The organism is Plantactinospora sp. DSM 117369 (assembly GCF_053764795.1).
This window is the reverse complement of sequence record NZ_CM132446.1, coordinates 2,015,477-2,041,061: the sequence shown is the minus strand read 5'-3', so window position 1 is coordinate 2,041,061 and position 25,585 is coordinate 2,015,477. Positions and strand designations below refer to the sequence as shown.

The following is a 25,585-nucleotide window of genomic DNA, read 5'->3' as shown; positions in this document are numbered from 1 at the left end:
CCACGGTCGGTTTCACCACGGGGTCCTCGGCCGTACCGCGTTGGCGAGGTCCACCAGCGCGCCGTGGTCCTCGATCGTCCGGGCCTGCGCGGCGAGCACCCGCATCGACCGCTCCAGCCGCCGCCGGAGGTCGTCCACGGTCGGCTCTGGCCCGAGCACCTCGCCGCCGTTGCCGAGGCCGTCCCCGGCACCGCCCTCCAACAGGCCGAGCGCCGCCGTCTGGACCAGCGCGGTCAACCTGTCCCTGGCCTCCCCGGTCGCGTTGCCGCCGTCGAGGTGCAGTGCGGGCAGCCGGCGTACCGCCTCGGCGACGTCGCCCGGGGTCGGCCCGCCGGAGGGCAGCCGGCCGCAGAGGATGCGGATCGCCGCCACCCGGGCCCGCTCGTAGTGCAGGGTCTCCCTCGGCACCTCGTCCAGGATGTCCACCGCCCCGGCCCGGTCGCCGTCGCGCAGCCGCAGCCGGGCCAGCCCGAAGGCGGCACTGCCCTCACTCCGGTCCCGCTGCCAGATCGCCCGGTAGCAGCGGGTCGCCCGGGAGTATTCGGCCAGGTGTTCGGCGCAGAAGCCGAGGGCGAGCTTCGGGGCGATCTCGCCAGGGCAGTCGGAGTAGACGGCGTCGAACTCGGTCTCGGCGGTCGGCACGTCCGCGCGGGCCAGCCCGAGCAGGCCCCGGTGCCAGCGGATCCGCCAGTCGTGATCGGCGCGGGCACCGAGGCCGGAGACCGCCGCGTCCAGGGAGCCGGCCGCACTGTCCGGATCACCCGCTTCCAGGTACGCCCGGCAGAGCGCGAGCCGGACCTCGACCGAGCGCAGCCCGGAGTTGGCCAGCTTCTCGATCAGCCCACGCGGGTCCGCCGCCCCGGCGGTCGCCAGCAGGTCCACCGCCTCGTCGTCCGGGTCCACGATCGGCAGCGGCAGCCCGCCGGCCGCCCAGGACGGCGACGGCGGCGCGACGTCGAGCAGCCCGCTCGTGCCCCGGATCCAGACGTCGAGCCCCGGTACGGCGCCGAGCCCGCCGTCCAGCAGCACCGGAGTCGGGGCGAAGACCGCCGACCGGACCGGATGGGCCCGGCCGGTACGCAGCGACAGCACCTCCCGGAGTACTCCCTTGAGCTGCTGGGACATCTCCGCCGCGGTGGCGAACCGGCGGTCGTGTCGGGCGACGGCCCGGTTGACCAGTCGGACGAACGACTCCACGCCGAACGCGATCCCGTCGGGGTCGACCGGGGCCGCCCGGCGCCCCTCCTCGCTGACCTCGAAGAGCACCTGGAGCGTCCGGCCGACGGTGTGGATGTCCGACCGGACGGTCAGGCCGTGCCGCCGGATCTCGTCCGGTGGGGCCTGGAAGAAGTCCGTACCCACCACCGGGCTGGTGCGGTCGTCGATCCGGCGTACGCCGCCGACGTCGATCACCTTGATCCGGTCCGGGCAGCGGATCACGTTCGCCGGCTTCATGTCGCAGTAGAGCAGGCCCCGGCTGCCGTGCAGGTATTCCAGCGCGGCGAGGATCTCGTGCCCGTACGCGAGCACGTGCTCGATCGGCAGCGGCGCGGTACCCCGGGCGGCGGCCTCCTGCACGTCCTGCAACGACTGCCCGTTGAGGTATTCCATCACGATGTAGCCGGCCCGCTCGCCGGTACGCGGATCGCGGTGGGTGACCGAGTTGAAGATCCGGACGATGTTGGGGTGCTCGATGGTGGTCAGGAAGCGGCGTTCGGCGACCGCCAGCCGGAGCGCCGCCTCGTCGTTGGTGATCAGTCCCTTGAGGACGACCGGGTTGTCGTCGAGGTGGGTGTCCCGGGCCAGGTAGACCCAGCCGAGACCGCCCCGGGCCAGGCAGCCGTCGACCTCGTACTGGTCGGCCACCAGGTCGCCCCGGCGCAGCTTCGGCACGAACGAGAACGGTGCACGGCACCGGCCGCAGTATCCCTCCGCCAGCCCGGGCTGGCCGGCGTATCCCCGGCCGACCTCGGCCTGGCAGTGGCCGCAGAACCGGCTCGACTCGGGTACCTCGGTGTCACCGCGCAGCCGGCTGACCGGGTCGGCGGGCTGCAACTCCGGCATCGACACCAGGCCGCCGACCAGCCAGGACGAGCCGCCGGAGGCCGTGGAGCCGGTGACGGCAGGCGGCGGCCCGGCGGCCGGGGGCGGCAGCGGACGCCGGTCGCAGGTGTCGCAGAAGCCGGTCTCGTCCACCGACCCGGGGCAGCCCGGGCGGTTGCACTTCTCCGTCACCGCGCCGCACCCGGCCGCTCGTCCCGGCCGTCGCGCGGTCCTGGATCATCCACCTCGGCGGGTCGACGATCAACGGGACGGTCCTCCGCCTCGGCCGCCCGCCGCCGGATCGCCGTGGCGTACCGGTCGACCAGCACGGCGCAGGCCGCCAGGTCGGCCGGCCCCTGCCAGAGCGCCTCGTGGGCCTCGCGGTAGAGCGCGGTCAGTTCCCGGTCCTCCCGCAGCGGTGCCGGTACGCCAGCCCGGTAGCCGTCGAGCCGGTCCCGCAACCGGTCGCGTTCGTCGAGCACCGCCTCCAGTTGCCGGCGTGCCTGCCTGGCGGCGTCAAGTGCCCGGTCGGCCTTCCGCCGGCACGACTCGATGCCGGGCAGCAGCGGGCTGTCGCCGGGTCGGGTGGCGGCCGCCCGCAACGCGGTCAGTCGCAGCCGCAGCCCCGGCTCGTGCGAGGACGGTGCCGGTACCGGCCTGACCCGGGCGGCGACGTACGCGTACCGCTCCCGGGCAGCCTGTTCCGCAGCCCGTACGTCGGCGACCCGGGCGGCCAGCAGTTCGAGCGCGGCGTACCCGAGGCTCGGCGCGTGGTCGTCGTGGAAGACCAGCAGCAGCCGGAGGTCGCGTCCGGCCACCCGGTCGGCGATGGGTCGCACCACCTCGGCGACCAGCGCGGCCGGGTCGGCCGCCCGGTCCACGCCGTCGAGCACCAGGTTCATCGGCGGCGGATCGCCGGCCAGGCTGTCGGCCAGCGACTTCCCCGGGTCGGCACCGACGCTCATCCAGTTGACGATCCGGCTGCTGACCTCGTCCACCGTCCGGCCCGAGACATCGAGCGCCAGGTCGATCCGGCCCGCTGGGGACTCCGCGGCGGCGGCCGGTGCCGGTGCGGGCCCGCCCCGGTCGGTGGGCCGGAACTCCCGACTGGTCCGCAGCACGACGTCGCGCAGGGCGGCCTGCGCAGCCGAACCCGGCGCGGTGACGATGATCCGCGAGTCCGGCGGGGCGCCGGGTGCGAGGAAGTCGGTGAGCTGCCGGACGACCGTCTCGTCGGTGGGCACCGGGCCGGCCGGCGCGGCGAAGCTCGCGTCGACCGCCGAGTCGCCGCTGACCCACTCCCGCACCCGGGGGAGGTATCTGATGATCGTCTCGACCGGGATCATCCAGGACAGTGCCGAGCCCCGGCCGGCGAGGTAGCTGACCACGATCCCCAGCACGTGGTCGGTTTCCTCGTCGAAGACCGCCGTGCCGCTGAACCCGGGTTCCACGGCGGGACCGGTCGGCTCGGAGTCGAGCTGGATCCACTCGCCACCGGGCCCGCCGTCCCCGGCGAGCCGGGCCCGGGCCCAGACCCCGGTCGGGACGGTCGCGGGGAAGCCGAACATCCGTACCGCGCGACGCGCACCCGACGGCAGCCGGCGCAGCACCGGACCGGTGCCGGACGGCAGCGGCTCGGCGAGCCCGAGCAGGGCCAGGTCGGCCCGCTGGTCGTCCTGCGGCGGCCTCCAGCAGCCGTCAACCACCCCGGCCCGGACCGCCGGTACGCCGGGATGCCCGACGAGTTCCACCTCGAAGTCCCGGGACGGTCTGTCGTGGGCGCCGCCCGGCTCGTCATGGGGCACCGGAAGGAGAATGTGTGCACAGGTCAGCACGTGCCGGTCGCCGAGGACGATGCCGGCACCGCGGATTCCGGCCCGCTCGTCCCGGATGCATGCCCGCCACTGTGCGCGGCCCGAATGCGACACACGGCAACGTTATTCGCAGGTGTCGGATCGATGCCACCCGTAACAAGGTCGGGAATCAGTCTGCCGACCGGCCGGCACCGCCGCAGGCTACCGCTGGACCCGCAACCGCCACTGCCTTTCGGGTGACATTGGATGAAATGACCACGAGCTTCCGTGGTTGGTGCCGGGAGGCCGCGTCCTCAATTCGAGACGAATCCTGTCGGTCGGCGAAGGTGGTCGGCTGCGGCGGCAGGTCCGCCGACCGTGTCGGGAGGGTCGCCAACCGCGAGACGCCTGGCAGGGCCGCGGAGTGTCTACCGGCCGACCAGCATCTTCCACGGCCGGCTCAAGCTGGCCGTACCCTTCGATCTCGACATCGGCCTCACCGAGCTCGACCGGCTCTGACGGTCGCGCTGCCAGACACGATCGCCTACCTCGCCAACCTTGCCGAGGCCGTGCTCTGGCTCAACAGCTCCCGGTGATCTGAAGACGGGCGTCCACCCTGAGTATGTCGCCGACGGTAGTCCTTGGGAGATATGCCGTAGACCGAGCGGAAGGTCCGGCTGAACGTCGCGGGGTCGGCGAAGCCCCAACGGTTGGCTACCTCGTGGATCGGAGTGGTGGCCAGCGCCGGATCGGCGAGGTCCCGGCGAACCCGTCCGAGGCGCTGCTCACGGATCCACGCCGCGACGGTGACGCCCTCCGTCTCGAACAGCCGGTGCAGGTAGCTGACGGAGATGTGGTGCTCGGCGGCGATGGTGCTGACAGTGAGCCGCGGATCGTGGAGGTGCCGCTGGATGAACGCCCGAATCCGCAGCGCCCGGGTCCGGCGATGCGTTTCCGATGGAAGTACGTTCTCGGCGTCGAGCGTGTGGGCCAACAACGCCGACAAGAGATCGATCAGGACCCCGCCCAGTCGTGGGCCGTCCGCCGGTCGGTAGCCGTCGGTCTCCCCACAGAGCCGGGTAATGACCCCCACCAGCAGAGCCCCGATTCCGCCCTTCCCCGACAATCGCCGCGCCAGGAGCTTCTCGACCCTCTGCTCGGGTAGCGGCAACAGGACCTTGGGGACCTCGACTCCGATCATGGTCAGGTGCCCGCCGCCGATCAGACGGCAGTCGAAGGGCCGGGACAGATCAACGACAGACAGGTCGTGTCGGCCGTGTACGGCGTGCTTGCCGTCCTGGCGCACGTCGAGCGCTCCACTGAGGACCAGCGAGATGTGGTACCGCTCGGACGCGGACTCCCGGAGCAGCCGTACCGTTCGCCGAAACCGCATCGGCTGAAGTGCCATGGGCCACACCTGTAGGGCGCCAAGGTGCAGTACCCGCGCCCGCGCCTGGAAGTCAGGGGCATGCTCGCTCGCCATTTCCATCGGCCCCATCAGTTGGGTCATTCGTTCGCACCAGATCGCAAACCGATCGGCCGCAGGAAAGTCTTCAGTCTGGAATGTGACAGTCTCCATCATCAACGTCCCCCGTCAACGATCAATAGAGCGGTCGCTTCATCACCATATCTCGACGCGCTGGACAGAAGATTTGTGACATCAGAGCCCCGGCCCCAACCTGCCGAGGACCGGGGCCCGTCGGAGTGGCACATCGAAGATCGCGCCACGCGGGTAGACACATCGTCAAGACAATGTGTACGGCGCGCCAACGACCATTCCGGGCACCGGTGGCACGCTTGGCACATCGATCGATCCGCAACGAGCCTCAGCTCAGAATGGAGACGTATCACGTGAAGCACAAGATCGTGGCGGTGTTCGCGACTGCGGCCATGTCCGTCCTCTCCGTCGGTGTCGCCGCGGGTCCCGCCTTCGCCGACTGCCCCGCCAACACGTTCTGCCTCTACGAGACCAACGGCTATCAAGACCGGGAGTTCCAGTTCGCGCCCACCACTACCTGCCGCAACCTGCCGAGCGGCATCGACAACGACGCGAATGCGATGCGCAACTACCGGAGCCACGCCGTCAGGATGTGGGACCTTCCGGGGTGCGGGGGCTCCAGCACCTACTACGCGCAGGCAAATTCCTATGACTCGAACTTCGGGAACAACAACTTCTCGAACAAGGCCAGCTCCCTCAAGCGAGTCTGAGGTAGCGACCGATCGAGTTGCCTGAGTGAACCGCGACACAGGTGCTGGCACACGGGAGAACCGGTGTGCCAGCACCTGGCGACATTGGAGCGAAAATGATTCTGCGATCGGGACGAATTCTTGTCGTTGCCCTCCTGGTAGCCGGCTGTGCCGCACCTGAGTCACCGCGGTCCTCGCGGGACGTCGAGCCCTTCCCGCCGACCGCTGAGGTCGAGAACCTGCGCCTACCGTTCGACGCCTACACGCTCTCGCTGGCCGGGCTGTACATCATGGCGAACGCCCAGGATGTGCTCACCCAGGAATGCATGGCGGCGAGGGGACACGACTGGGAGATCATTGAGCGGCCCACGGACCTGAAGGACCTGAGAAACCGCCGACGGTACGGCGTCATCGAGATGAGCATCGCCGAGCGGTTCGGCTTCCATGTCCCGGCTGGGCTGCTCACGCCGCTGGATGTCGAACAGCGGTACGACCGGCGCGACAACGCCCTCAGCGAGAGCCAGCAGTCGGCGGTTTTCGGTGCGGACGGGTGCGGACGCGAGGCGGCCACCCGGCTCCGGCCGGAGAAGAGCGCGGACCTGGATCTGCTGCGGAAGCTGGACCGCGCGTCGCTGGACGAGTCCCAGCGTGAACAGCGCGTCGTGGTGGCGATGGACGCCTGGCGGGACTGCGTCCGCAACCTGGGTTTCGACTATCAGGACCCCTTCGCGGCCATGTCCGATCCACGATGGTGGGCGGATGACGCCGCCGCGGCGTCGAGCGAAGAGGCCACCGCGTCGAGCGAAGAGAGCACCGCGTCGAGCGAAGAGAGAGCGGTGGCGGTCGCCGTTGTTCGCTGCGAGGAGCAGACAGACCTGGTCGAGGTGTGGCACGCCGCCGAGGTGAAGATCCAGGAGGAGGAGATCCGGCAACACCCGGACTACTTCCAGGACCTCCGTGCCGCAACGGAGGCGGAACTCGCCGCCGCTGAGGCGGTGCTGGCGAGCTCGAAGCTCCGCTGACCGCCCTGGCGGCCAAACTCAGGTGACGCCGTCGTAGTGCAGGGCGACGGGCTGGCCGGCGTGGTGCCGGGCGAGCCGGCGGATGAGTGAACCTTTTTCAACCTGGACCGCGCGGCGCTGACGCACCGCGTCCGGCCTTGCGGTCCGTCGGACCGCAAGGGGAGGTACGGGATCGTCGGCCACGACCGGAGTCGGGGTCTGCGGTACCGGGATCGGCTGGGCGGGTCGTCGGGAACGCGACGGTCGACGGCGAGTTCGAGATATTCGAGGCAGTGCCCGACCCCGGCCTCCGCGCTGGGTCGGGCGGGCAGGGTGTCGGGGGCGACCGGCAGCGCCGGCGGTGCGACCTCGACGTGCGGACCGATCTGGCCGACCAGGGGTGGGCCGACCGCTACCTCACTGCGGATCGGGCGTGCCGTGCTCCCAGACGCACGGTGAGCTGCCGATCAGATAGATGTCGACCGACCCCGGCGCCCGGTTGTAGACGGTGACGCTGATCCGGTAGCCGTCGGCCGGGTCCTCGACGCTCAGCCGGGGATCGCTGCGCTCCCGCAGGTCGTTGACCACCTTGTAGTCGCGCTGCTGCCAGTAGTCGGCCAGCTTCGGCAACGCCTGGTCGGCGGGCCAGTTCGCCGGGAAGACCACCTCGTACTGCTGCTCCACGAAGACCCGGCCGGCCGGGCCACCGTCGGTCGGGTCGTCGCACGGCAGCGTGCCGCTGTCGCCGAACGGCTTCAGCTCGGCGCCGGGCGGGAGCTGCGAATGTGCCTCCCGCAGGATCTCCTCGACCCGCTGGGCCGCCTGTACGGCGGTGACGGTGGGCTGCACGTCCTCGTCTCCTCCACATGCCGATGTCGCCAGGCCGGCCATCAGGGCCGCCGCCAGTACGCCGGTGCGCCAGCGCCGCGCGGCCATCAGGTGACCTTGCCGTTCTGCCCGGTCACGATGTACGCGATGTTCTCCCGGGCCAGGTTCCCGTCGTCCCAGTACGCCGAGTGGGTCGCCCCCTCGTCGTCCGGGTCGCCCGGGTTGCTGCTGAACACCCGGCCGCCGAAGTCCTCCCGGGTCGGGTCGTTGCCGTGCGCGAGGTCCCAGTCGGGTACCCGCTTGATGGCGTCGTGTTCGGCCCTGGTCGCCCACACCTCGTGCGGGGAGACGCCCTTCAGCTCCGTCGCCGAGTTGGTGTCCACCCCGGGCGAGCCGACGAAGACCACCGCGTCGGCGTTGATCCCGGCGCCGGTGGCGGCGTGCCCGATCACCGTAGAACCGTAGCTGTGCCCGAGGACGACGTTGCGGGAGGGCTCTCCGTCGTGGGTGGCCCGCAGGCCGTGCTGGAACTGGTTGAGTTCCGGCGCACCGCCCTCGGCCGAGCCGTCGAAGGGTGCGTTCCAGGCGATCGAGTCCGGCGCGTCGTAGCCGAGCCAGAGCAGCGAGGCGGTCTCCTGGCTCGGGTCGACCCGCTTGGCGTCCAGGGCCATCCGGTCGGCCCGATCGATGTCGCCGCCCACCTTGGACAGTTCGGCGCCGGTGCCGGGAACGTATGTCAGCACGTTGTCGGCGGCGTCCGGGTTGCCGACCGAGACGATCGCCCGGCCGTCGTCCGCGGTGGAGAGCCCGATCAGGTACGCCCGCGGCTTGCCCGGATCCTCCAGCCGGTCGTCGATCCGGTTCAGCCCGCGCAGGCTGCCGTCGATCCGCTCCCGCTCTTCCTTGATCTTCTCCAGTTCCGCCAGCGCCGCCCCGGCCGGGTTGCCGGCGTCCGGATAGAGTTCCGCGCCGCGCCCCTGCTCGACCATGGCCCGGATGTGCGCCTCCCGGGCGTCCAGGTCGGCCCGGCGCTGGGTCAGCCCGTCCAGTTCGCGGTCCAGCACGATCCGGTTGGCGATGTCCCGGCTCGCCACCGGTACCCCGTCGAGCGAGCCGATCAGCTCCGGGTACTCCGACATGACGTACCGGCGCTGTGCCGGCGAGAGCGAGTCCCACCACTTCTTCACGTCGGCCGGATCGGTCCCCTTGGCCGGCACGCTGGACCTGTCCACCTTGGCCGATGGCGTACCGGAGGCGGTCGCGGTGTTCTCCGCGATCGCCTTCGCGGTCCGGGCGTCCAGCTCGGCGGCCTCCTTGAGCAGCGCGTCCCGCTGCCACACCAGGCTGGACATCGACCGCGCGGTCCACTCGTTGGCGTGCGCCGGGTCCATCGTCATCGACCCGTCCGGGTTGATGGTGACGTGTGCGGCCCGGCCCTGCTCGACCAGTTCCTCGGCCCGGGCCCGCAGTTCCGCGACGTCGGTGCCGTGCTGGGCGAGTGCCTGGGCGATCAGCAGCACCGGTGGGAAGGCGGAGTCGAGTTCCTTGCGCAGACCGTCACAGTGCGCACCGGCTGCCTGCGATGCCGAGCCGGACTCCCAGACGTCCGGCAGCCGCCGAGTCGACAGCGCCAGCGCGTCCGCCCGCTCGTCGGTCGACCTGCCGAGCCGGTCCCAGCCGGCCGCCGCCTTACGCCACGCCTCCGGGTCGGCGTTCAGCACCATCTCGAAGGTCACGCCGCTCATCGGGGCGCCCCGCCGTCAAACGCCGAGCGATCAGGTCGACCGATCCGCGCGCTCATTGGACCCGCATCCCGCCGTGCCGCTGGCCGGCGCGCTGGTCCGAGCCCTGGTAGTTGTCGGCGGAGTCGATCAGGGACTGTCCGGCCGCCTCGATCCGGCCGCCGAGCCCGTTGAGATATGCCTCCCAGCCGTCGGAGGCCCTGGTCGTCGCGTCGAGGGTGGCCCAGCCGTTCACCCCGGGCCCGCCCGGGGGCACCAGTTGACCCTCGACCGCCGTGACATTGCGCTTCAGTTCGGTGCCGTGACCGACGATCTCGCCGCCCACCGTCCGCAACCCTGGCACGTTGACCCGCACCGGCTGCGTCATCACGCCTCCCCGTCAGACCTCGGGGGCGGTCACCCGGCCGACCGGGCCCCGTTGGGGAAGCAATATATCAACATCGACCTGCCGGCTAGGACTGGTCAACTGTCCTCACCCGACACACGGCCGCACCGGCTGTCCGGGACGGTCCGAGGCCGTCCGGCAGGCCGGTGCGGGCGGAGTCGGCCGGCTCGTCGGCCGGCATGAAGGACGATCGGTGCGCACGGGTCCGGCCGGCGGCCGGATCTGGCGCCTCACGCCGCTGGCGAACTCGGTCACTGGCGGGTGTCCATCGACGTCTGGAGTGCGCGACGAGCCTGCTCGCGGGCCTCGTCGGTGTTCTCCGGCTTGGGTTTGGTCGGCTTGGCGGCCATGACGTGGCTCCTTCCAGGGTGGGTGGCACCGCACGGCGCGGTCCACCGCGACAGGGATCCTGCTGATCGGCCGGTACGGCGGGTCCGGGATCTCCGGGCGAGACGGCCGGGACGGCGTGAGCCCCGGGTCGGTTGACCCTGGGAGGCAGGCGATCTGCGACGGGTTGCCACACCTGGTCACGGGTGGGACAGGTGCGACTACAACCCTAGGTATCGTTCAGTTCCCTTACCCAAATTATCGTTCAGGTCCACATCCTGTGCAGCATTCCCGCCATACGGGACAGTACGAACCGTCAGATCTTGGCGGCTCGGCTGGTCAGCGCGGCCCTGCGCGGGACTGGGGTTCCGGAAACGTTCAGCGGGCGAAGAAGTGCCAGCCCATCCACCACCAGAAGCCGAACAGGGCGATCCGGCCGACCGGCACCGGGCCGACCTCGTATCGCATGACGTAGGCGCAGACGTCGCCGAAGGTGGGGATCCGGGAGCCCTCCCGACGGGCGGCCCACTCGACCACCACGAAGAGCAGCAGCGCCACGGTGAACCCGGCGATCGCGACGTATCTCATCGACGCACCAATCCCCAGAACGCGGCGAGCCACGCGAAGTAGCCGACCGAACGGACCAGCGAGTCGTCCAGCAACGGGTCGGCGATCTTGGAGAAGGTCGGGAAGTCGTCCCGGGAGCCGAGCATGAAGGTGCTGGCCTCGAAGACCCCGAAGACGAGTACCGGCAGCAGCCACCAGACGGCGCCGGACCGCAGCCGGTGCGGTACCGGCCGCCGGGGCACCCGGTTGGAGAGCCCAAGCCACACCAGCACGCCGCCGGTGCCGATGGCGTAGACGTTCGCCTGCGTCGAGAACGACGGGAACTGCCCGCCGATCAGGGACAGAACGGTGAGGGTCGGAACCGTGACGACCGGTCGGTCCCAGGCCCGGGGCACATCCGCAGAGAGCTCCGGCTGCTGTTCCATGAGCCGATTGTCCCCGGGCCACCGCCCGGCGGAAAGCTAGATGCCGTCCGCGTCACTGCCGATCTTGCCGGTCACCACCGGTCGGTCCGCCCGCCGTGGCGTCCCGGGCCAACTCGGCCCGGATCGCGTCGACGACCTCGGGCGCCGCCCCGTACCCGGTGAACCCGGCCGCCAGCCGGTGCCCGCCTCCGCCGAGCGCCACCGCCACCCGGCTCACGTCGGTGCCGCCCTTGCTGCGCATCGAGACCGCCCACTCCCCCTCGGCGACCTGCTTGAGCACGCAGCTCACGTCCGCCTCGGCGGTGCAGCGTACCGAGTCGATCAGCGGCTCCAGGGTGTACGGGCGCTGCCCGTGCCGGGCCAGGTCGTCCAGGGTCGCGTACGTCCAGACCAGCCCCAGCCCGCCGGCCGCCAACGGCTCCAGCTCGGTACGCCCCAGCACGTCGCCGTAGAGCCGGACCGCGCCGAACGGCCGGGTGTCGAAGATCCGCCGGGAGATCTCCCCGGGGCGGATGCCGGTGGCCAGCAGCCGGGCGGCCATCTCGTGCACCGCCGGGGTGGTCATGTCGAACCGGAACGAGCCGGTGTCGGTCGCCAGCGCGATGTAGAGGCACTCGGCGATCCCCTGGTCGAGCGGCACGCCGAGCCGGACCAGCAGCTTCTCCACCACCACCGAGGTCGCGGCGGCGTCCGGGTCGACCAGATGGATCCCGCCGAACCGGGTGTTCGAGGCATGGTGGTCCAGCACGATGGCGGTGCCGGCCCGGTCCAGCCGGTCGGCCAGGTCACCGAGCCGGGACACGGCGGCGACGTCGAAGCAGATCACCAGGTCCGGGTCCGGGTCGGCGGCGGTCGCCGGGACCAGCAGGTCGGAGCCGGGCATCGCCCGGAGCGGCTCCGGCACCTCCGGACGGCCGGGGAAGGTGGCCTGGAGCTGCCGTACGCCGAGCCGGCGCAGCCCGAGCCCGAAGCCGAGCATGCTGCCCAGCGCGTCCCCGTCCGGGTTGACGTGACAGATCAGGAGTATCCGGCCGTCGGCGGGAAGCCGGGTGATGGCGGAGACCGCCGCCGCCCACTCCGCCTCGGTCGGCTGTTCGGCGGCCGGCTGGGACACGTCGGCGAGCAGTGCGTTGCTCACCGCCGGCCTCCGCCGTCCCCGGCCGGGGGCCGGTCCTCGTCCCGACCGTGGTCGGTGTCGTCCTCGTCGTCGTCCGCGTCGAGCTTGTACGGCTGCGCCTCGCCCGCGTACTCGGCCTGGGCGGCCAGCCGCTGCACCTCCGCGTCGGCGGTACGGGCCGCCGCCAGCAGTTCGTCGATCTGCTTGACCTGGTCCTGCACGTCGTCGAGGACGAAGGTCAGGCTGGGCGAGTGACGCAGCCCGAGCGCCTTGCCGACGGTGCTCCGCAGCAGCCCCTTGGCGCTCTCCAGCGCGGCGGCGGTGGCCGCCTGGTCGGAGGCGTCGCCGAGCACCGTGTAGAAGACGGTGGCGTCCCGCAGGTCGGGGGTGATGCGGGCGTCGGTAATGGTGATCATGCCGAGCCGGGGGTCCTTGATCTGGGTACGCACCACCGACGCCACCAGTTCCCGCACCCGCTCCGCATGCCGACGCACCTTGGCCTGGTCCGTCATCTCCGCACCTCCACGCCCATCTGCGCTTCCGGGCCGGACCGGCGACGCTGGGCGCCGCGGCCGGACCGGCCGACCTGGGAAACACTACCCGCGCATCCTGCGGCCTCGCCGCCGCCGTCGCCATTGGCCGTACCGGCCGATTACCCCCTGGCCAGCCGCCGATTCAGTCCTCCTCGCCGTGCAACCGGCGCCGTACGGAGAGCAACTCGACCTCCGGTCGGCCGGCGACCAGACGCTCGCAGGCGTCCAGCACCGTACCGACGTGCTCGGGTTCGGAGGCGACCAGGGCGACCGCGATCTGGGCCCGGCCGTGCAGGTCCAACGCGCCCACCTCGGCGGCCGAGACCTCGAACTTGCGCAATGCGGCGACGATGGGGCGGACGTAGGACCGCTTGGCCTTCAGGGAGCGCGAGTCTCCAGGCAACAGCAGGTCGAACAGGGCGGTTCCGGTATACACGGCGGGAAGGGTACGCCATTCCACCCCTGCCGTTCACCGCGTTTCGCCTGCGGCGGCCGCCGCAGGCGACCGGCGGACAGGCCGGTGGCCGGAACCCCACGGGCTCCGGCCACCGGTATCGAACTCGCTCAGGCGCGCGGCTTCTCGCGCATCTCGAACGTCTCGATGATGTCCCCGACCTGGACGTTGTTGAAGTTGCTCAACGTCAGACCGCACTCGAAGCCCTCACGGACCTCGGTGGCGTCGTCCTTGAACCGCTTGAGCGAGCTGATCGTGACGTTGTCGGCCACGACCGTCCCGTCACGCAGCAGCCGCGCCTTGGCGTTGCGGCGGATGACACCGGACCGGACGATACAACCGGCGATGTTGCCGATCTTGGACGAGCGGAAGACGTCGCGGATCTCCGCGCTACCCAGCTCGACCTCTTCGAACTCCGGCTTGAGCAGGCCCTTGAGCGCGGCGTCGATCTCCTCGATGGCCTGGTAGATGACCGTGTAGTACCGGATCTCCACACCCTCGCGGTCGGCAATCTCCCGGACCTTGTTGGAGGCCCGGACGTTGAAGCCGATGATCGTGACCGCCTCGGACGAGGCGCTGGCCAGCATGACGTCGCTCTCCGTGATGGCACCGACGCCCCGGTGGATGATCCGCAGTTGGACCTCCGCCGGAATGTCGAGCTTGAAGAGCGCGTCCTCCAGCGCTTCCACCGAGCCGGAGCCGTCGCCCTTGAGCACCAGGTTGAGCGAGGTCTTCTCGCCCTCCTTGAGCTGCTCCATGATCGTCTCGAGACTCGGCCGCCGCTGCGAGTTGGCGAAGCTCGCCGCCCGCCGCCGCGCCTGCCGCTGCTCGGCGATCTGCCGGACCGTACGGTCGTCCTCGGCCGCCAGGAAGGTGTCACCCGCTCCCGGTACCGCAGTCAGACCGAGCACCATGACCGGACGCGCGGGGCCGGCCTCGGTGACCGGCTTGCCGTTCTCGTCCAGCATGGCCCGGACCCGGCCGTGCGCCCCACCGGCGACGATCGAGTCGCCGGCCCGCAGGGTGCCCTTCTGCACCAGCACCGTGGCCACCGCACCGCGCCCCTTGTCCAGGTGCGCCTCGATGGCCACACCCTGGGCCGGCCCGTCGATCGGAGCGGTCAGCTCCAGCGACGCGTCGGCGGTGAGCAGGACCGCCTCGAGCAGTTCCTCGATGCCGATGCCCGGCTTGGCCGCCACGTTGACGAACATGGTGTCGCCGCCGTACTCCTCGGCGACCAGCCCGTATTCGGTCAGCTGCTGCCGGACCTTGTCCGGGTTGGCCTCCGGCTTGTCGATCTTGTTGACCGCCACCACGATCGGCACGTCCGCCGCCTTGGCGTGGTTGAGCGCCTCGATCGTCTGCGGCATGACGCCGTCGTCGGCGGCGACCACCAGCACCACGATGTCGGTGACCTGGGCACCACGGGCACGCATGGCGGTGAACGCCTCGTGACCCGGGGTGTCGATGACGGTCAGCGCCCGGTCCTCACCCTCGTGCGGCACGTGCACCTGGTACGCACCGATGTGCTGGGTGATGCCACCGGCCTCGCCCTCGACCACGTTCGCCTTGCGGATCGCGTCGAGCAGCTTGGTCTTACCGTGGTCGACGTGACCCATGACGGTCACCACCGGCGGACGGCTGACCAGCCGGTCCGTGGCGACCTCGGCGTCCAGGTCGATGTTGAACTGGGCGAGCAGCTCGCGGTCCTCGTCCTCCGGGCTGACGATCGAGACCTCGAAGCCGAGGTGCTCGCCGAGCAGCTGGAGCGTGTCGTCGGAGACGGACTGGGTCGCGGTGACCATCTCGCCCAGGTTGAACATCTCCTGGACCAGCGAACCGGGGTTCGCGTTGATCTTGTCTGCGAAGTCCGACAGCGACGCGCCGCGAGGCAGCCGGATGACCTGGCCCTGGCCGCGCGGGGCGCCCGAGCTCATGGTCGGCGCGGACAGGTTGTCGAACTCCTGTCTGCGCTGCTTCTTCGACTTGCGACCACGGGTCGGCTTGCCGCCCGGACGCCCGAAGGCACCCGCGGCACCGCCACCACGGCCACGGCCACCACCACCGGGGCGACCGGCGCCACCGGCCGGCGCACCGCCACCGGGGCCACCGCGGTAGCCACCACCGGCACCGCCGCCACCACCGGGGCCACCGCGGTAGCCGCCACCGGCACCGCCGCCACCACCGGGACCGCCGCGGAAGCCGCCGCCACCGCCGCCGCCACCAGGGCCGCCGCGGAAGCCGCCGCCACCGCCACCGGGACGACCGGCACCGCCACCGCCACCGGGACGGCCGGGGCCGCCACCGGGACGACCGGGCCGCTGCGTCGGCATGGACGCCGGGCTCGGCCGGGGCGGCATCGAGGCCGGGCTCGGCCTCGGCGGCATGTTGGCCGGGTTGGGCCGGGGCCCACCCGAGGCAGCCGGACGCTGCCCGCCCGGCGTGATGCCGAACGGGTTGTTACCGCCACTGCGCGCCGGCGGACGGCCACCGGGCCGGCCAGGGCCGGGCGTCGGGGCGCCAGGCGGCGCGGGACGGGCACCCGACGGGGTACCCGGACGCGGCGGAACGGCGTTCGGACCCGGCTTCGGCCGGTTCGTGGGGCCGCCGTCGGCCGGCGGTTCCCGCCGGACCGTGTCGTTGCGCTGCTGCCGAGCCGCCTGGGCGGCCTTGACGGTCGCCTCCTGCTCGGCCTTCAGCGCGGCCGCGCGCGCCTCGGCGGCGGCCAACTCGATGTCATGCGCGCTCGCCGGCTTGGCGACCGGAGTCGCCGTCTGCGGCGGACCGGGCACCGGCCCCTTGGGCTTCGCCGGCGGCGTCGGCCGACGGGGTGGTCCGGGCTTCGCGGCGATCCTGGGCTCTCCCGGACCCGGCGCCGGAGCCGCCTTGGGTGCCGGCGGTGGCGTCGGGGCGGCGGCGGGTGCCGCCGGCTCCGGGGACGCGACGAAGGCGCCGCGCAGTCGCCGAGCCACCGGGGCCTCGACGGTGCTGGACGCTGATTTGACGAACTCGCCCATTTCCTTCAACTTGGCGAGAACGGTCTTGCTTTCGACCCCGAGCTCCTTAGCCAGCTCGTGTACGCGGGCCTTGCCTGCCACTGCACTCCTCACTCCGAGGTCGTGCGGGCAGCACCCGCAGCGACCTCACTCGTGCACTTGAAGCCTGGTCATTTCTGGGACTTCATCGTGTGCTCATGTCGGTCGTCCTACCTTGCTCGGGTTCCGTTGCGTCGATCCCGCCCGGCCGGATGGCCGGTCGTGGTCGTCGACGCCTTGGAGGTGCTCGGCCAACTCACTCGCGTCGGGTACGCCAGCGATACGCAGCGCCCGCCCGAAGGCCCGACGCCGCACTGCCAGCGTGAAGCAGGCCGGGTCGGGATGCAGGTGTGCTCCCCGCCCCGGCAGCTTACGGGTCGGATCGGGTCGGAGGCTGTGACCAGTCTCATCGCCGACCGCGACGATCCGCAGCAGCTGGCCGGCCGGCGCCCGTCGCCGACAGCCCACACAGGTGCGCTCCGGCTCCGCGCGTCGTACCACTGAGAAAGTCTACCCCTACCCGGCCGAGATCGCTCCGTCCGCCTCGGCTGCGTGATCAGGACCGCCCTGCCGCCCGGCCGGCGCCTGGCTCGGCATCTGCTCGGTGTCGGGCCGGATGTCGATCCGCCAACCGGTCAATCGGGCGGCAAGCCGGGCATTCTGCCCCTCCCGCCCGATGGCCAGCGACAGCTGGAAGTCCGGCACGGTCACCCGGGCCGTACGGGTCGCCGCGTCGACCACCTCGACCCGGAGCGCCTTGGCCGGCGAGAGAGCGTTGCCGACGAACTGGGCCGGATCCTCCGACCAGTCGATGATGTCGATCTTCTCGCCGTGCAACTCGCTCATCACCGCCCGGACCCGCTGGCCCATCGGGCCGATGCAGGCGCCCTTGGCGTTCACGCCCGGCACGGTGGAACGGACCGCGATCTTGGTGCGGTGACCGGCCTCGCGGGCGATCGCGGCGATCTCCACGGTGCCGTCGGCGATCTCCGGCACCTCCAGGGCGAAGAGCTTCTTCACCAGGTTCGGGTGCGACCGGGAGAGGGTGATCTGCGGGCCCCGGAAGCCCTTGACGACGTGTACGACGACGCAGCGGATCCGCTGGCCGTGCTCGTACAACTCGCCGGGGACCTGCTCGGCCTGGGGCAGCACCGCCTCGACCTTGCCGAGGTCGACCGAGACGATGCCCTTCTCGCTGCGCGCCTCGTGCGCCTGCACCACCCCGGTGACCAGGTCGCCGTCCCGGCCCACGTACTCGCCGAAGTGCACCTCGTCGGTGGCCTCGCGAAGCCGTTGCAGGATGACCTGTTTGGCGGTCATCGCGGCGATCCGGCCGAAGTCGTGCGGAGTGTCGTCGAATTCCCGGATCACCGCACCCTCGGCGTCCTGCTCCTGGGCGTACACCAGGGCGGCGCCGGTCTTACGGTCGATCTCGACCCGGGCATGCGCCTGGGCCCCCTCGGTGTGCCGGTACGCCGTCAGCAACGCGGTCTCGATCGCCGCGAGAATCGTGTCGAACGGGATCTCCCGCTCGCGCTCCAATGCACGCAACGCCGCGAGGTCGATGTTCACCGCTCCTCGCCCTCCACATCTTCGTCGTCGCCGTTGCCGACGTCGTCATAGTCATCATCGCCGGCACCGGTCGGATCGTCGTCGGCGATCTCGTCCAGCCGGTTGAACTCCACCTGGACCCGGCCCGGCCCGAGGTCGGGGTACGCCCAGCCGACCGGTCCGGCGTCGGTCTCCAGCACCACCCGCTCGTCGTCGGCGGCGACCACCCGGGCGGTCACCTGCCGGTCCGCGGGTGCCGGCGGCCGCTCGTCGGCGCCGCCCCGCTCCGGGTGCTCACCCGGGCCCCGCACGGTCACCTTCACCAGCCGGCCGACGTTGCGCCGCCAGTGCCGCGGCTGGGTCAGCGGCCGGTCCACGCCGGGGGAGCTCACCTCGAGCTGGTATTCCCCGGCGACCAGGTCGCCGCCGGTCTCCTCCGCCTGGTCGAGCGCCTTGGACAGGAGCCGGGAGACGTCCGCCACGGCGTCGAGGCTGACCCCGGCGTCGCCGTCCACCACCACCCGGACGACGTACCGCCGGCCGGCCCGGGACACCGAGAGGTCCTCCAGGTCATAGCCGGCGGCGGTCACCACAGGTTCGATCACGGCACGGAGCCGGAGCCGACGCGCGGACGGGTCCTCGCGGGGACGGTCCGGAGCCCGGTGACCCGTCCTGGGCCGACCGGCGTTCCGGCCACGCTGCGTCATCTCCGCCCCTCTCTCGTGATCGCCGGCTCCGCCCGGCAGCCATACCAGCGTGCCACCGGACTGACGCGCCCGGCGGCTGCGCAGAGCGTAACGCGCTGACCGCCGGAGAGCCCGATCGGCGCACCGACGACCGGCCGTGGTGAGCGTGCCGACCCCGCCGGCGGTACCGATGGTGTTGACTTGCCGGGTGCGGACCGGCAACACGAACCAGACGATCGGCGCGGCGGGGCGGTCCCGGCGCGAAGTGGTGCGGGCGGTCGCCCTGGCGGCACTGATCGGTACCACCGGCCCCCTCACCGGCTGTGGTCTCTTCGGCGGCGAGCCCGACCCGCCGCCTCCGCCGGACCCGCTGGCGCCGTTGATCACCGGCGCTCTCGACCTCGCCGCCCGATACGAGGCCGCGGTCACCGCGTTCCCCGAGCTGGCCGACCGGCTCCGCCCGGTCGCCGAGGCACACCGCGCGCACGCCGCCGAACTGTCCCGGGTGACCGGCACCGCCCTGCCGAGCGCCACCGCCACCGCCCCGGCCCCCGGCACCGGAGCCGGCGGTGTCTCCGAGACCCTGGGGCAGTTACGGGAGGCCGAGCAGCAGGGCCGGGACGCCGCCGCGAAGGCCTGCACCGCGGCGCCGGCCGCCCGCGCCGCGCTGGTCGGGTCGATCGCCGCGGCTCGGGCGACGCACCTGGAGGTGCTCCGGTGACCGGGCGCGGCGGCGCCCGGGGAGAGGCGGCCTGATGTCCGAGGCACTGGCGGCGGCCCTGGCCGCCGAGCACGCGGCGATCTACGCGTACGGGCTGATCGGGGTACGACTGAAGGGGGGCGCCGCCGAGCAGGCCCGCTCCGCCGAGGCGGCACACCGCAGCCGGCGGGACGAGCTCGTGCTGCTCCTCACCGAGCGGGGCGGTCCGGTACCGGCGGCCGAGCCGGCGTACGCGCCGCCGTTCGCGGTCACCGACGAGGCGAGCGCACTGCGGCTGGCGGTCGAGGTCGAGGAGCGCACCGCGGCGGTCTGGCGGGCCGCGCTGCCGGCGACCGAGGGTGCCGAGCGCACCCGCGCGCTGGACGGGCTCACCGACGCGGCGGTCCGGGCCACCCGGTGGCGCAGGGCGGCCGGAGTCAGCCCGGCCACGGTGCCGTTCCCGGGCCGCCCGACCTGACCTGCACGCCCCGCCTCCGAGACGGATGACGGTGCGGGCGAACCGGGACGACGGTCAGCCGGCACACTGTATCGATGTCCGCTCTGGGAAGACCGGTCTCCGCGTTCGGCCGGGCCGTACGCCGGCTCGGCCACTCACGCTGGTTCGCCGCCTGCACCCCGGTACTGGTCCCGGCCGACCGCCTGGTCGCCAGGCTGACCCGGGGCCGGGTGGTGGCCCTCGGCCTGGTGCCGTCGCTGCTGATCACCACCACCGGGCGCCGGTCCGGACGCCCGCGCAGCAACCCGCTGCTCTACGTGCGCGACGGCGACGCCTTCGTGGTGACCGGCTCGAACTGGGGTCGCCCCGAGCAGCCGGCCTGGGCCCTCAACCTGCTCGCCGACCCGAGCGCCACGGTCACCGTCGACGGCACCCGGATACCGGTCCGGGCCCGGCTGACCGAGGGGGCCGAGCGGGAGCGGCTGTGGAACCTGCTGGTGGCCGAGTGGCCGGCGTACCGGACCTACGTCCGCCGGGCCGGTGGTCGGGACATCCGCGTCTTCCGGCTCGAACGGACGTCTCCGCCGGGGCGGGAGTAGCCGCCGCCCCGCACCTGGACCCCCCGGACACCGGCGCGGTCAGGTCACGCCGACGCCGATGAGCCGGCCGACCAGGTACGTCGCGGCGGTGGCCGCCGCGCCGAGCAGCAGTTGCCGGCCGCCGCTGACCCACCACTTCCGGTTGGTGAACCGGGCGACGATCGCACCCGCGACGAACAGGCCGACACCGCCCACCCCGAGCGCCAGCCACAGGCTGGAGAAGCCGAGCAGGTACGTGATCAACGGCACCACGGCCCCGACCGAGAAGCAGAGGAACGACGAGAAGGCGGCGGTCCACGGGCTGGGCCGCTCGTCGGCGTCGACGCCCAACTCCTCCTGGACGTGTACCCGCAGCGCCTCCTCCGGGTTGTGCCGCAGCGCCTCCGCGACCTGCTCGGCGAGGTCCCGGGGCAGCCCGCGCTCCACCCATGCCTCGGCGAGTTCCCGGGCCTCCCCGGCCGGGTTCCGCTCCAGCTCGCGGCGCTCCTTGGCGACCTCGGCGGCCACCTGCTCGTTCTGCGACTGCACGCTGGTGTACTCGCCGAGCCCCATCGAGATCGCCCCGGCGACCAGCCCGGCGAAGCCGGTCAGCACGATGTTGCGCGGCGCGACCCCACCGCCGCCGACGCCCGCGATCAACGCGATGTTGGTGACCAGGCCATCCATCGCGCCGAACACGGCGGGGCGCAGCCAGCCACCGGAGACGTCCGCGTGGTGGTGCTCGCTGACCGGGGTGGACGCGTCCGTCACGAGTGTCCGCCCGTCACGAGGGCGCGTCCGTCACGGCAGCGTGAGGATCTCGTGGCCGTCCTCGGTGACCAGGATGGTGTGCTCGAACTGCGCGGTCCAGCGCCGGTCCTTGGTGACCACGGTCCAGCCGTCGTCCCACATGTCGTACTCGTGGGTGCCGAGGGTGATCATCGGCTCGATCGTGAAGGTCATCCCCGGCTCCATCACGTCGGTCGGCCGGGGGCTGTCGTAATGCGGCACGTAGAGCCCGCTGTGGAACGCCTCGCCGATGCCGTGCCCGGTGAAGTCCCGGACCACCCCGTAGCCGAACCGCTTGGCGTACGACTCGATGACCCGGCCGATCACGTTGATCTGCCGGCCCGGAGCGACCGCCCGGATGCCCCGCATCATCGCCTCGTGGGTCCGCTCCACCAGCAGCCGAGCCGGCTCGGACACCTCGCCCACGCAGAAGGTGGCGTCGGTGTCCCCGTGCACCCCGTCGAGGTACGCCGTCACGTCGACGTTGATGATGTCGCCGTCCATCAGCACGGTCGAATCCGGGATGCCGTGGCAGATCACCTCGTTGAGGCTGGTGCAGCACGACTTGGGGAAGCCCTTGTAGCCGAGGGTGGAGGGGTAGGCGTTGTGGTCGATCAGGAACTCGTGCACCACCCGGTCGATCTCGTCGGTGGTGACGCCGGGCTTGCAGTGCTCGCCGGCGAGCTGGGTGGCCTGGGCGGCGATCCGGCCGGCGACCCGCATCTTCTCGATCGTCTCGGCCGACTGCACGTGCGAGCCGCGCCACTCCTTCGGCCGCTTCTTGCCGACGTACTCGGGGCGGACGATGTGGGGCGGCACCTGGCGCCACGGGGAGAGCGTGCCAGGGGTCAGCGGTGCACGTACGGTCATGACCTCCAGCCTATCGCCGGGACCGGGACCGCTCATCCGTCCGGCCAGGCAGCCACCGAAGATCTGGGCCAGCGGCATCCCGACGCGCCGGAGGCTGGCCAGCAACCGGGCGGGACCGAGGTGGCGCTGGTCGTGCCAGCGGTAGCCGGCGGTCGCAATTTAGATCTTGACCCTTGTTTCGTCCGACCACTAGCTTCCTGGTTGTGCAGGGGACGGACCAGCCGTCAACGACCGTACTGGGCCGTCGCGGTCGGTGGGAGTGTGTCCGAGCCCGGGGCCGCCCTCGATGACCGGGCCACGATCGGTAATGCCGCCACTGGTCGGACGTGACGACGATCTCGACCGGCTGGTGTCTGTGGTGTCCGCGTCACCGGCGGTGGTGGCGGTGGAGGGCGAGGCGGGAATCGGCAAGACCCGACTGGTGACCGAACTGATGGCCCATCCGCTGCTAGCAGGTCGACGGGTGCTGGTAGGCGCGTGCCGCCAGATTCGCGAGCCGTTCCCGCTTGGACCGCTGGTGGAAGCGGTACGCGGCCTCGGCGAGGCGCTGGCAGGTGTGGAACTTTCCCCGGTGGCGGGCGCGTTGCGGCCGTTGCTTCCAGAGCTGACCGGGATGCTGCCACCGCCTCCCGAGCCGGTTGCTGATCGTGCTACGCGTCGGCATCAGGTGTTCCGTGGGCTGGTGGAGGTGCTCGGCGCGGTGGGCCCAGCGATTCTGGTTATCGAGGATCTGCACTGGGCGGATGAACAGAGCGTCGAGTTCCTCGACTACCTGGTGTCCGTACCGCCGTCGGGCCTGTCGATCGTTCTTACCATGCGGGGTGAGGAGGCGGCCCCGCGAGTACGGGCGGTGACCGTGCGACTGCCAGAGACGGTGCGCCGGGCATGGATCGCATTGGCGCCGCTGGATCCGCCGGCTACCGGGACGATGGCAGCGGCAATGCTCGGGATTGACCGGGTCTCCGAGGAGTTCGCCGTTCACCTGTGTCAACGGGCGTCGGGGCTGCCGCTGGCGATTCAGGAACTTGTCGCACTCCTTCACGCGCGGGGAACGTTGATCCGGCATGACGGAGGATGGGCCCGCCGGGTGTTGAGTGACCTGGACGTGCCGGCCGGTATTCGAGACCCGGTGCGAGAGCGGGTGAGCCGGCTCGGTTCTGCGGCGAAGGCGGTGGTGGAGGCCGCGGCGGTGTTGCAGACACCCTTTCCAGAGTCGCTCCTGCTGAGCGTGGCGCGACTGTCGACGGCCGATGCCACGGACGGGCTGACCGAGGGCCTGGCGTCGGGCCTGCTGGCCGATTATCGCCCGACCACGGTCGGGTTCCGCCATGTGTTGGCGGCACAGGCGGTGTACGGGGGTATCACCGGGCCTCGCCAGCGTGAACTGCACGCTCGGGCGGCGGAAGCACTGCGGGAGCTGCGTCCGATGCCGGCGGGACAGGTGGCCCACCACCTGCGCCGGGCGGGCCGGTTGACCGAATGGGTGGCGGCTGCGGAAATTGCCGCCGACCAGGCCGTCGCGCTCGGCGACGATGCCGAGGCGGTCCGGCTACTGGCCGAGGTGCTGCGTCATGCGCCGCTCGACACCGCGCGGCAGGGGCACATCGCGGTGAAGCTGGGCCGGGCAGCGCTGGAGTCGCTTCGGCAGGACCCCGAGGTGATCGACCTGCTGACTGCGGCGCTGGAGCACGACCAGCCCGCGGCGGTCCGCGGTGAGCTGCGCTTCGCTCTGGCCATCCTGTACGACGCGTTCGAACGCCACGACCTGCAACGAGAGCTGTTCGCCGAGGCGCTGGCCGATCTCGCCGACCGGCCCGAACTGAAGGCATGGGCGATGGTGGGGCTCGGAATACCCCGGTCACTCGGAGTGCCGGCCGCGGAGCACCAGATGTGGCTGCACCGGGCGCTGCAAATCCTGCCCGAGGTGGCGAATCCGGTCGTCGAGGTGTTCCTGCTCGGCAAGGTCGCTATGGTGCTGGCACCAATGGGTGATCCACAGTGGCGCCCGGTGACCGATCGCATCGTGCGTTGCACGGGCGGCACGCCGCGGCACCCGCGGGAGGTGAACGCCTACCATTCGGTCGCGCTGGACGCGTGCAGGGCCGGGCATCATGCGGTCGCGGCCCGGCTGCTGGACCGGGCCCGGGAGGGCGCGGCGACTGCGCAGAACGAGCTCCTGGAGCTTCGGATCCAGATCGCCCTGGCGTTGCTGGACTACTGCCAGGGCAGGTGGGGCGGGCTGGGCGAGCGAGTTGAGCCGCTGATCGAGGCGGCCAAGTCGTCCCGCAACCACCTTGACGGTGAGGTGGTCGCTGGCTGCCTCGCCCTCGCCAATGGCGACCTGGACCGCGCCGAGAGCCGCCTAACCCGCCTGGTGCGACAGCTCGAACGGCACTACGCATTCGACGTGTTGGCCATTCCGGTAGCGGCGTCGGCCCGACTCGCGGTGGCCCGTGGCGACCCGGACCAGTTTCTCGCTGGGCTCGATCGGTTCGTCGCCTTGACCGAGTCCAGCGGCGTCTGGGCGTCGGCGGTGCGAGCACTGCCCTCGGTGCTGCAGGCGCTGGTCGCAGCGGGGCGGGTCGACCAGGCGCGCCTGTTCCTGATCCGGTTCGCCCGGCAACTACGGGGCCTCGACGTGCCCTTGGCCCGGGCGGCTCTGCACCATGCCCGGGGTTTCCTCGACGCGGCCGAGCGGCGCTGGCCCGCCGGTGGCCGGCACTTTCTTGCCGCCGCCGAGCGGTATGAGTCGCTGCTCTGTCCGTACGAGGCGGCGCAGGCCAGGGAACAGGCCGCGATGTGCCTGTTCGAGGTCGGAGATCCTCGGGCCGAGGAAGTGCTGCGTACCGCGATGACCACTTTCGACGGTCTCGGCGCCCGGTGGGACCTGGAACGCGCGGCCAGCATCGCCCGCCAGTGGGGGATGTCGCTGCCGGCCCGGCACCGGGGCGGCCCGCGCGGATACGGCTCGGCACTCTCGCCGCGGGAGCGCGAGGTGGCCGACCTGGCGGCCACAGGTCGCACCAACCGGGAGATCGCCGCCGAACTGTTCCTGTCCCCGAAGACGGTGGACAAGCACCTCAGCGCCGCGCTGCGCAAGCTCGGCCTGCGTACGCGTACCGCGCTCGCCCGTCATCTGCGCGACGCGGTCGACGGGTAGCTCAGCACAGGTCGGCGAACGCCGCCGGTAGGAATGGGGAGTTTTTCCCATAGGTACGGCGAGGTGTTGGGCCGCACCCTGACCGTGTGCACGACGCCGAAGATCCGCGCGAGGGCCGAGCAGCGGAGCCCGACCTACTTGACGACCCTGGCCACGACCTGGGTACCAGGAGCCTCCCGGACCCATCTCCGCCTGAGGATGTCAAGCCGTCCAGGTCCGGTAAGCGCGCCCCCGACGTACCTGAGCAGATGCCCGGATTGGGCGACGGCTGGGTCGAGGTGTGACGGTGCGTCGCTTCGGCCCACCGCGGTGCACCTGCCGAACGGCCGATTGGAGGAGAAGAGATGGAGTCCACGG

At 71.7% G+C, this 25,585-nt stretch carries 23 protein-coding genes; 6 read left to right on the top strand and 17 right to left on the bottom strand.

Annotation, left to right across the window (positions count from 1 at the left end):
- Nucleotides 1-12 precede the first annotated feature (12 nt).
- The 3 genes from ACSMXO_RS09115 to ACSMXO_RS09105 form a co-directional block, all read right to left on the bottom strand.
- Complete coding sequence (locus ACSMXO_RS09115) at nt 13-2,235, bottom strand: tetratricopeptide repeat protein (protein WP_455417362.1); 2,223 nt, start codon at nt 2,233-2,235, stop codon at nt 13-15.
- Nucleotides 2,232-3,971 (bottom strand): trypsin-like peptidase domain-containing protein, encoded by a 1,740-nt coding sequence (locus tag ACSMXO_RS09110; protein WP_455417361.1) that lies wholly within the window; start codon nt 3,969-3,971, stop codon nt 2,232-2,234. The genes ACSMXO_RS09115 and ACSMXO_RS09110 overlap by 4 nt, the downstream gene beginning before the upstream one ends.
- 409 nt (nt 3,972-4,380) lie before the next feature.
- A complete protein-coding gene (locus ACSMXO_RS09105; protein WP_455417360.1) occupies nt 4,381-5,418 on the bottom strand; it encodes a helix-turn-helix domain-containing protein in 1,038 nt (345 codons plus the stop codon).
- Nucleotides 5,419-5,687: 269 nt separating this feature from the next.
- Here ACSMXO_RS09105 and ACSMXO_RS09100 point away from each other — a divergent pair, with 269 nt between their 5' ends.
- The gene (locus ACSMXO_RS09100; protein ID WP_346255963.1) at nt 5,688-6,044 is read left to right on the top strand and encodes a peptidase inhibitor family I36 protein; all 357 of its coding nucleotides are present in this window, start codon (nt 5,688-5,690) and stop codon (nt 6,042-6,044) included.
- 95 nt (nt 6,045-6,139) lie between these two features.
- Nucleotides 6,140-7,045 (top strand): hypothetical protein, encoded by a 906-nt coding sequence (locus tag ACSMXO_RS09095; protein WP_455417359.1) that lies wholly within the window; start codon nt 6,140-6,142, stop codon nt 7,043-7,045.
- 396 nt (nt 7,046-7,441) lie between these two features.
- Here ACSMXO_RS09095 and ACSMXO_RS09090 read toward each other — a convergent pair whose 3' ends face one another.
- From ACSMXO_RS09090 to rimP, 12 genes are all read right to left on the bottom strand, one after another.
- Entirely contained in the window at nt 7,442-7,960 is a 519-nt protein-coding gene (locus tag ACSMXO_RS09090) for a hypothetical protein (RefSeq protein WP_346255961.1), read from the bottom strand.
- Nucleotides 7,960-9,597: an alpha/beta hydrolase gene (locus tag ACSMXO_RS09085; protein WP_455417358.1), complete on the bottom strand. Its 1,638-nt coding sequence runs from the start codon at nt 9,595-9,597 to the stop codon at nt 7,960-7,962. The genes ACSMXO_RS09090 and ACSMXO_RS09085 overlap by 1 nt, the downstream gene beginning before the upstream one ends.
- A gap of 52 nt (nt 9,598-9,649) precedes the next feature.
- Nucleotides 9,650-9,961: a hypothetical protein gene (locus ACSMXO_RS09080; protein ID WP_346255959.1), complete on the bottom strand. Its 312-nt coding sequence runs from the start codon at nt 9,959-9,961 to the stop codon at nt 9,650-9,652.
- 723 nt (nt 9,962-10,684) lie between these two features.
- Nucleotides 10,685-10,894: a DUF6186 family protein gene (locus ACSMXO_RS09075; RefSeq protein WP_101370376.1), complete on the bottom strand. Its 210-nt coding sequence runs from the start codon at nt 10,892-10,894 to the stop codon at nt 10,685-10,687.
- Entirely contained in the window at nt 10,891-11,298 is a 408-nt protein-coding gene (locus tag ACSMXO_RS09070; RefSeq protein WP_346255958.1) for a hypothetical protein, read from the bottom strand. Before ACSMXO_RS09070 ends, ACSMXO_RS09075 begins: the two co-directional genes overlap by 4 nt.
- Nucleotides 11,299-11,350: 52 nt before the next feature.
- On the bottom strand, nt 11,351-12,436 hold the full coding sequence (locus tag ACSMXO_RS09065; protein WP_455417357.1) for a DHH family phosphoesterase: 1,086 nt from the start codon (nt 12,434-12,436) through the stop codon (nt 11,351-11,353).
- Entirely contained in the window at nt 12,433-12,927 is a 495-nt protein-coding gene (gene rbfA, locus ACSMXO_RS09060) for a 30S ribosome-binding factor RbfA (RefSeq protein ID WP_455417356.1), read from the bottom strand. Before rbfA ends, ACSMXO_RS09065 begins: the two co-directional genes overlap by 4 nt.
- Before the next feature lie 163 nt (nt 12,928-13,090).
- Nucleotides 13,091-13,384 carry a DUF503 domain-containing protein gene (locus ACSMXO_RS09055; RefSeq protein ID WP_346255956.1) on the bottom strand — a complete coding sequence of 98 codons (294 nt, stop codon included), beginning with the start codon at nt 13,382-13,384 and terminating at the stop codon, nt 13,091-13,093.
- 128 nt (nt 13,385-13,512) lie between these two features.
- Nucleotides 13,513-16,500, bottom strand: a complete 2,988-nt coding sequence (gene infB / locus ACSMXO_RS09050; protein WP_346255955.1) for a translation initiation factor IF-2 — start codon at nt 16,498-16,500, stop codon at nt 13,513-13,515.
- 93 nt (nt 16,501-16,593) lie between these two features.
- Nucleotides 16,594-16,905 (bottom strand): YlxR family protein, encoded by a 312-nt coding sequence (locus ACSMXO_RS09045; RefSeq protein WP_455419204.1) that lies wholly within the window; start codon nt 16,903-16,905, stop codon nt 16,594-16,596.
- Between the two features lie 48 nt (nt 16,906-16,953).
- Nucleotides 16,954-18,009 (bottom strand): transcription termination factor NusA, encoded by a 1,056-nt coding sequence (gene nusA / locus ACSMXO_RS09040; protein WP_346255953.1) that lies wholly within the window; start codon nt 18,007-18,009, stop codon nt 16,954-16,956.
- Nucleotides 18,006-18,695 carry a ribosome maturation factor RimP gene (gene rimP / locus ACSMXO_RS09035; protein WP_346255952.1) on the bottom strand — a complete coding sequence of 230 codons (690 nt, stop codon included), beginning with the start codon at nt 18,693-18,695 and terminating at the stop codon, nt 18,006-18,008. Before rimP ends, nusA begins: the two co-directional genes overlap by 4 nt.
- Before the next feature lie 244 nt (nt 18,696-18,939).
- Here rimP and ACSMXO_RS09030 point away from each other — a divergent pair, with 244 nt between their 5' ends.
- From ACSMXO_RS09030 to ACSMXO_RS09020, 3 genes are all read left to right on the top strand, one after another.
- Nucleotides 18,940-19,395, top strand: coding sequence for a hypothetical protein (locus ACSMXO_RS09030; protein WP_455419203.1), 456 nt, complete (start codon nt 18,940-18,942; stop codon nt 19,393-19,395).
- Nucleotides 19,396-19,429: 34 nt separating this feature from the next.
- The gene (locus ACSMXO_RS09025) at nt 19,430-19,852 is read left to right on the top strand and encodes a ferritin-like domain-containing protein (protein ID WP_346255951.1); all 423 of its coding nucleotides are present in this window, start codon (nt 19,430-19,432) and stop codon (nt 19,850-19,852) included.
- Between the two features lie 74 nt (nt 19,853-19,926).
- Nucleotides 19,927-20,430: a nitroreductase/quinone reductase family protein gene (locus ACSMXO_RS09020; protein WP_455417355.1), complete on the top strand. Its 504-nt coding sequence runs from the start codon at nt 19,927-19,929 to the stop codon at nt 20,428-20,430.
- A 39-nt stretch (nt 20,431-20,469) separates the two neighbouring features.
- Here ACSMXO_RS09020 and ACSMXO_RS09015 read toward each other — a convergent pair whose 3' ends face one another.
- Nucleotides 20,470-21,180, bottom strand: a complete 711-nt coding sequence (locus tag ACSMXO_RS09015) for a VIT1/CCC1 transporter family protein (RefSeq protein ID WP_346255949.1) — start codon at nt 21,178-21,180, stop codon at nt 20,470-20,472.
- A 30-nt stretch (nt 21,181-21,210) separates the two neighbouring features.
- The gene (gene map, locus ACSMXO_RS09010; RefSeq protein ID WP_346255948.1) at nt 21,211-22,068 is read right to left on the bottom strand and encodes a type I methionyl aminopeptidase; all 858 of its coding nucleotides are present in this window, start codon (nt 22,066-22,068) and stop codon (nt 21,211-21,213) included.
- 286 nt (nt 22,069-22,354) lie between these two features.
- Here map and ACSMXO_RS09005 point away from each other — a divergent pair, with 286 nt between their 5' ends.
- Nucleotides 22,355-25,228 (top strand): helix-turn-helix transcriptional regulator, encoded by a 2,874-nt coding sequence (locus tag ACSMXO_RS09005; protein ID WP_455417354.1) that lies wholly within the window; start codon nt 22,355-22,357, stop codon nt 25,226-25,228.
- Nucleotides 25,229-25,585: the final 357 nt, after the last annotated feature.

Excerpts from the sequence above, each read along its gene's own strand:
- ACSMXO_RS09105 (WP_455417360.1), bottom strand. The coding sequence starts at position 5,418 with ATGATGGAGACTGTCACATTCCAGACTGAAGACTTTCCTGCGGCCGAT.
- ACSMXO_RS09095 (WP_455417359.1), top strand. The coding sequence starts at position 6,140 with ATGATTCTGCGATCGGGACGAATTCTTGTCGTTGCCCTCCTGGTAGCC.
- ACSMXO_RS09090 (WP_346255961.1), bottom strand. The coding sequence starts at position 7,960 with ATGGCCGCGCGGCGCTGGCGCACCGGCGTACTGGCGGCGGCCCTGATG.
- ACSMXO_RS09085 (WP_455417358.1), bottom strand. The coding sequence starts at position 9,597 with ATGAGCGGCGTGACCTTCGAGATGGTGCTGAACGCCGACCCGGAGGCG.
- ACSMXO_RS09080 (WP_346255959.1), bottom strand. The coding sequence starts at position 9,961 with ATGACGCAGCCGGTGCGGGTCAACGTGCCAGGGTTGCGGACGGTGGGC.
- ACSMXO_RS09075 (WP_101370376.1), bottom strand. The coding sequence starts at position 10,894 with ATGAGATACGTCGCGATCGCCGGGTTCACCGTGGCGCTGCTGCTCTTC.
- ACSMXO_RS09070 (WP_346255958.1), bottom strand. The coding sequence starts at position 11,298 with ATGGAACAGCAGCCGGAGCTCTCTGCGGATGTGCCCCGGGCCTGGGAC.
- rbfA (WP_455417356.1), bottom strand. The coding sequence starts at position 12,927 with ATGACGGACCAGGCCAAGGTGCGTCGGCATGCGGAGCGGGTGCGGGAA.
- rimP (WP_346255952.1), bottom strand. The coding sequence starts at position 18,695 with ATGACGCAGCGTGGCCGGAACGCCGGTCGGCCCAGGACGGGTCACCGG.
- ACSMXO_RS09025 (WP_346255951.1), top strand. The coding sequence starts at position 19,430 with ATGTCCGAGGCACTGGCGGCGGCCCTGGCCGCCGAGCACGCGGCGATC.
- ACSMXO_RS09020 (WP_455417355.1), top strand. The coding sequence starts at position 19,927 with ATGTCCGCTCTGGGAAGACCGGTCTCCGCGTTCGGCCGGGCCGTACGC.
- map (WP_346255948.1), bottom strand. The coding sequence starts at position 22,068 with ATGACCGTACGTGCACCGCTGACCCCTGGCACGCTCTCCCCGTGGCGC.
- ACSMXO_RS09005 (WP_455417354.1), top strand. The coding sequence starts at position 22,355 with ATGACCGGGCCACGATCGGTAATGCCGCCACTGGTCGGACGTGACGAC.